The 7,174-nt window shown below is 44.6% G+C and carries 4 protein-coding genes; 2 read left to right on the forward strand and 2 right to left on the reverse strand.

The genetic code is table 11. From position 1 onward, the window contains the following. Nucleotides 1-50: 50 nt before the first annotated feature. Complete coding sequence (locus tag C3B73_RS00790; RefSeq protein WP_103663723.1) at nucleotides 51-1,574, reverse strand: DUF5723 family protein; 1,524 nt, start codon at nucleotides 1,572-1,574, stop codon at nucleotides 51-53. Then, nucleotides 1,574-3,823 carry a hypothetical protein gene (locus tag C3B73_RS00795; protein WP_103663724.1) on the reverse strand — a complete coding sequence of 750 codons (2,250 nt, stop codon included), beginning with the start codon at nucleotides 3,821-3,823 and terminating at the stop codon, nucleotides 1,574-1,576. Before C3B73_RS00795 ends, C3B73_RS00790 begins: the two co-directional genes overlap by 1 nt. A 253-nt stretch (nucleotides 3,824-4,076) precedes the next feature. Between C3B73_RS00795 and lysS the strand changes: the two genes are divergently transcribed. Together lysS and C3B73_RS00805 are read left to right on the forward strand one after the other, a co-directional pair. Then, nucleotides 4,077-5,606: a lysine--tRNA ligase gene (gene lysS / locus C3B73_RS00800; RefSeq protein WP_103663725.1), complete on the forward strand. Its 1,530-nt coding sequence runs from the start codon at nucleotides 4,077-4,079 to the stop codon at nucleotides 5,604-5,606. A gap of 126 nt (nucleotides 5,607-5,732) precedes the next feature. Beyond that, a complete protein-coding gene (locus tag C3B73_RS00805; RefSeq protein ID WP_103663726.1) occupies nucleotides 5,733-6,959 on the forward strand; it encodes an FtsX-like permease family protein in 1,227 nt (408 codons plus the stop codon). Nucleotides 6,960-7,174 lie beyond the last annotated feature (215 nt).

Consider the following 7,174-nt stretch of genomic DNA (forward strand, 5'->3'; position numbering starts at 1 on the left):
CATAACGAGCTTTTAAGATGTTTAATTCGTTTCGTACAGATCAAATTCTTCTAAAACCTGATCACAAACCCACTCCAAGCAGCTGTAGCAGAACTTCCTGAGTTTCGGGAATTTGCTACTGTTGAGGCTCCAACCGTGAACTCAAGGAACTGGAAATCAAGTCCGATCCCCGCTGAATACGCTGCTGAGGAATATCCGCCTAAAGTGGTTCCCGCCCGGATAGGCACAAACCCAAACAGTCTGTACTGAGCCCCAAGGTTCAGAACACTTCGTCTTGAGTTGATTCCATCATTATTGAAACCAAACCCATAGTCGAGGGCAACCAAAAGTTTACCCATCTCCAGAGAAGCGCCGAAGTTGTACATACCCGGCAAGGTGTGTTTGATACCGCCGGTTTGTTCGGCATCAAAATTACCGTACACATCGGTCTTAAGGCTGTCTCCAAGGTTGTCGAAATAGTCGTCAAACGAATCTTCATCCTGAGCTCCATTATACGTGAATACGCCATCTGCATAAATACGGGATGGGGTTTTCTTATAGGTTATGGATCCGAGATCTGTAATGGACATAGACAGCCGAAGTGTCTTGTCTTTATCGATGAATAACGGAATAGGCAGATAAGATACATCCATCTCAAGGGTTGCCCCAAGGTCAACGCCAAAACCTGTGGCATCCACATCACCAATGTCATCCCCCTCATAATCCACATAATCATCGATATCAGCATCACTATCCTGATTGTAGGCCGCTTCAAAGGCTTGTAACTGCTCTGAAAGCTGCCCGATGGTATTCAGGCTGTAACTGAAATCATGATTTACGGTAAATGGAGAACTCTGACTTCCTCTTGTCATTTGCAAAGTCGACTGAAAATCTGCATCAGTGGCATACACTCCATACAGAAATTTTGGAGCCACACCGGCGTACAGTTTCACATCTTTTGCAAACAACAGGTTAGGGATCTCCAGCATCTTTCTTGCATATCCGAACGAGATCTCAGCAAAAGCCACAGTACTTGAATTGAAATTGACAGGGGTAGGATCCGAGAATTTATCGGCATCCAGACCATAGGTCATTAGTTCGGCAAGTCCCTTATTGACCGTAAGATCTTCCGTGAACCGGAATCGGGTGGCAATACTAAAAGCCTGACCGGCTCTTCGGTGAGAAACACCAATGGGCGATAGATTTACCGTACCGGCCATTTGTCGGGTATTGGCAGAACTTTCACCAAACCAGTCATTAAGCATATTTTCCCGGGTTTCGCCGGAGATCAGTAAGCCTGTGGTCAGGTAATCGTTATACACGGCAAAGTTGGCGAGTGTCCCCCCGGCTTTAAACCCGGTTGGTGCAATACCGATCTGTGTTCGGTTTCTGTGCGTATCCAGCATGAGGTTGGCCGGGTTCACAAAATTGGCATTAAAACCATCAATATAAGCGGTTCCGCCCCCTCCCATTCCTACGGATTGGGCATTGAAATGGCGGGATTGCGATAGTGCATCAACCGAGATCAGACCTGTTATAAGGATCATCAAAACGGTTAATTTCTGTAATCTGTTAAAGTAATTAGAACGTCTCATTAGTTTACCTCCGTTTCGATGCTAAGATCTGCACTCACTGAAAGTGTGATCGCGTCTGTGGTTCTGATCCTGACATCATCTCCTACTCCGTCACTGTTTGTATCTGTTGTCAGCAACCAGGCTGATATTTCCAGATATCTGGTTTGATACAGTTGCTCCAGCTGGCTTTCGTTGAGTACGATCTGCATAGAGCCTGAAGAAGGTGCATTGGCAAACTGTGTACCCTGATCAATGCCTGATGCCATCAGTTTAAGCTCGTCACCTGAAATCGGTATGCTGGTAATGGGTGTATAATTTTCATCCATGAAGGTCACCTCAAGGTCTATCTCTAATGGAATACCATTGGTGTAATCTATGATGATACGTCCTTCAGTGAGCCGGCTGTCATCCCCATTTTGTGTGGATGGCAGATCGCCCAGGTCCTGATCTGTAGTATCCGTGAACGTAGCGGCCTGCGTGGTTCTCAGTGCAAGCGGAATATTCACGTTGATCGTCGGTTCAAATTCGATAGGTGAAGTCACGGTTCCGGCTTCATTATTTTCATTAACCATGGCCTTACCAATAAATCTGATCTGATCAGGCAGGTTGTTGAGAAAGTCATCCACGTTCGTGTTTGACGCATCAAAATTGATCGAACCGCTGCCGGTATTTGTATCGATATCAAATTTAATGAGATCTTCAGGTTCTAAAGCCACTCCATTCGCATTCAATCCTGGGACCTGTGTTGTGACCTCATACTCACTTCCGGCATCTCCCGTCAGGTAGATCACCTCATTGTTGGAATTTATACCTAAGAAAGCACCATAAACGGTTGCTCCCACTTCAAGATTGGTCGTGTAGTCGATGGAAATGGTTGGTTCAGTAAACTCAATGCCATCAAGCTTATCGGACAGATCTTCAAGTCCATCAATTTCTGTCAGTTCAGCCTCTGTGTCATTGTAAAGGTCCAGTTGATCGACCCCGTTGTTTGGATCATCATCACCCAACAGCACTTCTTTGGATACAATCACCCCAAATGCTTCTGCTATTTGCAGGTTATTGATAGATACGGTAGCTGCAACATTATCGGTCTCGGAGATAACCCGGGTTTCAGACCCGCTGCCTTCCTGAGTGTTTTCGGTTTGAGCCGAGATTTTGTATTCAACCTGATTGCCTTCTGCAAAAATGCGGTAGCCGGAAAGATCCATACTTCTGGCCGGAGCTGATCCATTTCTGGTGATCTCGGTTGCTCCATTATACACTATGACCAATGAATCTCCTTCAGCATAAGGTGCCGTACGTATCCCCGGAAATGATATCGTCATATTTTCTATGGTAATATCCAGATTGTTGATGATCTCAGAGATCATCAAGTCACCCGATTGTAATTCCACATAGTGGGCGGCTTCAGTGAACTGGAATTCAGTGTTATCCAGGGTAGTCACATCACTGCTTTCGAAAGTTTGGGCTTCCACAGCAGCCTCCACTTCAGAGGCCACCAGATCTACCCCTTCCAGGCTATCCACGATCAAACTGCCTGGATTGTCCTGAGAGGTTTGGGCTGACCAAGTGACCGACACATCCACGTTCAAGTCCTGAAGTACATCACCGTTGTCAAAAACAAATTGTCCCGAGACGTTGCTGCCATGGGTTACATTGTTGAAAGTGGTTGTAGTGATCACCGTACTGCCTGATCTCAGGTCTATATCTGCGGCATCAATATCAAAACCAAGATCGTTGGTCAGCGTGAGTTCAACCGAGCCGTTTTTGATGGTGGCACTTACAAAGTAATCGGTATTTGCTCCAACCTGTATGTTTACAGGAGTCGGGGTTTGTCCGCCTGGTATTGGTGTCCCTGCTGAAAATAAAGCGGGATTCAACCCGGTAATTTCCTGAAAGCTTGCCTCACCAAGGTTCCCACCGGATCCCGATGAAAAACTGCCGATCTCGATCTCTCCGATTTCTGTATCGAAAGTTGTTGGAGTGACATCGACTTCAGGAATGGCATCATTCAGATCACCAAAATCAAAATCTTCTTGTTTAGAAATGGTTATAAAGTTATCTCCGTCCACAGAAAAGAGAGAATCAAAATCTGAAGAGGTGGTATCTATAAGAACATTTGAGCCCTGCCCCATAAACTGGAACGTTTTGTTGTACATGACAGGAGCCTCAATACGATGGGAAGTTCTGAAATTAGGATCATCAGGCATTTCACAAGCTGATAACAAAATTCCTAAAACCGCCAGATACGAAACAAATATTTTACGCATAACGGTATGTCTTGAGTTAGTGGTTTTTGACCGCACAATGTAGAGTTGATTGATCGTTGTTTTCACTGAATCTAATCAGACCTTTGTTAAAAAAGTATTAGGAACTGTTTAAGTAATTTCTATGAAGGTGTGATGAACTATTTTCATAAATCCGAATTATTAAACTAATTGACGTTTAAACTCACAATTCTCAGCTTAATTCGGTATTTTTGGTGCTTATCAAAAACCTGTAAATAAAATTAAAAAGTACTACATGTCTGATCAGGAATTAAGTCTTTCCGAACAGGAAGAAATTCGCCGGGAAAAACTTGAACAATTAGAAGAAATGGGCGTTAACCCGTATCCCTACTCTTTTGATGTGACCCATACCTCTAAACAGATCTTAGACGATGATAAACTGATCAGGGATGAAGAGAATAATCCTGAAACAGAAACGGTTAGCGTGGCCGGTCGCATTATGACGCGACGTATTATGGGGAAAGCTTCCTTCTTTAATCTGCAGGATTCTGAAGGCACGATTCAGGTGTACATCCGGCGTGACGACGTAGGCGTGGAAGAATATAACACCGTTTTCAAAAAGCTTGCTGATATTGGAGACATAGTAGGGATCAAAGGGTTTGTATTTAAAACCCGAACCGGTGAAACCACCATCCATGCAGAAGAATTTCAGTTTCTGTCCAAGACCATCCGGCCAATCCCCACTCCCAAAGAAGTGGAAAATGAAGATGGCGAAAAGGTCATTCACGATGCCTTTACTGACAAGGAACAGCGGTACCGCATGCGTTATGTGGATCTGATCGTAAACCCTCAGGTAAGGGAGACCTTTAAACAACGTACGCAAATGGTTCAGACCATGCGTAATATGATGAATGAAAAGGGCTACCTGGAAGTGGAAACACCGATCCTGCAGCCTATTTATGGTGGAGCCGCGGCAAAACCTTTTGTTACACATCACAATGCCCTGGATATGGACCTGTATCTGCGTATTGCCAATGAGCTGTACCTGAAGCGATTGATCGTTGGTGGCTTTGATGGGGTCTATGAATTTTCAAAAGATTTCAGGAATGAAGGCCTGTCAAGGTTCCACAACCCGGAATTTACTCAGGTTGAGCTGTATGTGGCTTACAAGGATTACAACTGGATGATGGAATTCACCGAAAAGATGCTTGAGAAAGTAGCTCTTGAACTGCACGGTTCAACCAAAGTTCAGGTGGGCGAGCACGAGATCGACTTTAAAGCTCCGTGGCCGCGAATTCCATTATTTGAGGCCATTGAAAAGGAAACCGGGCACGACCTGTATGGCAAGGACCTGGATGAATTGAAGAAAGTAGCCCAAGAGCTGAACATCGAGCTTGATGAATCCTTCGGTTCCGGTAAGATCATTGATGAGATCTTTGGTGAGTATGTGGAAGGTAAACTGATACAGCCAACCTTCATCACCGATTACCCCATCGAAATGAGCCCGCTTACCAAGAAACACCGCTCCAAAGAAGGATTGGTTGAGCGATTTGAAGCCATCTGTAATGGTAAGGAGATCGCCAATGCCTACACCGAGCTCAATGATCCGATCGATCAGAGAGAACGCCTTGAAGAGCAGGCTAAACTGCGTGCCGGTGGTGATGAGGAAGCCATGACCATAGATGATGACTTTATCCGTGCCCTGGAATACGGCATGCCCCCCACTGCAGGTATTGGGATCGGCATTGACCGGTTGGCCATGATCATGACCAACTCAGATTCCATTCGTGATGTACTGTTCTTCCCACAAATGAAACCTGAATAAAAGAGTTCGTTAATGGTATATTCGTTATTCAAAAACGTCTTTGACGAATAATTAATCCCGTCTTAAGGGTGAAGTACAAAGTTCGAAATAACATTTATCAAATAACGAATAACTAATACCTAACACATGAGATTTGAGTGGTATCTTGCAAAACGATACTTCAAAGGGTCCCGAAAAAGTTCGGGATTTCTTTCCTTTATCAAATATATGTCCATTGCCGGAATTGCCATTGGTGCTGCCGGACTCCTGATCGCCTTATCTATCGTTCATGGTTTCAAATCCACGATCAACGGGAAGATCATGGAATTTGCCCCTCACGTGACCATTAATTCATTTGTGAACCGACCAATAGAGCGGGTAGATACTCTACTTACCCAATTGGATCGCTATTCTGAGATCACCTTTAAACAATCCGTAATACAGGGTCAGGTGATGATTCAGACCCGCGATAACGTGACCGGAACCACCTTAAAAGGTGTAGATCGTGAAGTACCTGACCATGGTATTGCCAACTATTTGTCAGAGGGAGATTATGATCTCAGTACAGATACATCCGGCTTAGCGGGTATTGTGATCGGAAAAGAACTGGCCGACGACCTTCAAGCGGAAATTGGGTCAGTGATCACCTTATATACAATAGAGGGCATCCCTTCCCTCATCAATTCACCTGAGATCAAACAATTCCGTCTATCCGGTATCTACGAAACCGGTATTGATATGTTTGACGGAGTATTTGCCCTGGTAGACCGGCAACATGCCCGTAGTCTCTTCAAATATTCTGAGACCCAGGCTGATGCGGTTGAGATCAGGGTTAACGATGATACAGATATCTCTGTATTCAAAGAGTCACTGGGACAAACCATCATTTTTCCATTCTACATAGAAACCATCTTTACGATCTTCGGAAATATATTTGCCTGGGTGGAGCTTCAGGAGAATATGATCCCATTGGTGATCAGCGGGATGATCATCGTGGCCGCTTTCAATCTTATTGGTGCTATTTTAATGATGGTACTTGAGCGAACCCGAGATATTGGTATCCTGAAAACCATAGGCAGTAAATCAAAGGCCATCCGGCGGGTATTTCTGATCGAAGGCTTACTTGTAGCCGGTGTGGGCTTGGCCATCGGGATCTTCATATCCCTGCTATTTTACTACCTTCAGGTTAACTACCAGATCATCCCCTTGTCTCAGGAAAATTACTACATGAGTTACGCCCCGGTGGAGCCCCATTTCATCGATTTTGTGATCGTAACACTCGTTACCTTCATTCTCTCCGGATTGGCCTCATGGTTCCCGGCAAGAGTGGCGGCAAATACTGATCCCGTAAAGGTCATTACGTTTGGTAGGTAGTTTAGATAGATAAATTCGAATCTTTTAATGAATCTCGAAATATTTCCTTCGGGCTCTCTTTCTAGTAATATCACCCCATCATTCGGCTCAGTTTATTTGCGGAAGATCGTCTGATATTACCAGAGCCGGGTGATGGATAAAGAGTCTTTGAACTGCAAGTCTCTGACTTACATACTAGCAGCTAGGTGTTAAATAGAATAGAACTCACTGCCAAT

This window comes from Gracilimonas amylolytica (genome assembly GCF_002911695.1).
Classification (GTDB): domain Bacteria; phylum Bacteroidota; class Rhodothermia; order Balneolales; family Balneolaceae; genus Gracilimonas; species Gracilimonas amylolytica.

Excerpts from the sequence above, each read along its gene's own strand:
- C3B73_RS00790 (WP_103663723.1), bottom strand. The coding sequence starts at position 1,574 with ATGAGACGTTCTAATTACTTTAACAGATTACAGAAATTAACCGTTTTG.
- C3B73_RS00795 (WP_103663724.1), bottom strand. The coding sequence starts at position 3,823 with ATGCGTAAAATATTTGTTTCGTATCTGGCGGTTTTAGGAATTTTGTTA.
- lysS (WP_103663725.1), top strand. The coding sequence starts at position 4,077 with ATGTCTGATCAGGAATTAAGTCTTTCCGAACAGGAAGAAATTCGCCGG.
- C3B73_RS00805 (WP_103663726.1), top strand. The coding sequence starts at position 5,733 with ATGAGATTTGAGTGGTATCTTGCAAAACGATACTTCAAAGGGTCCCGA.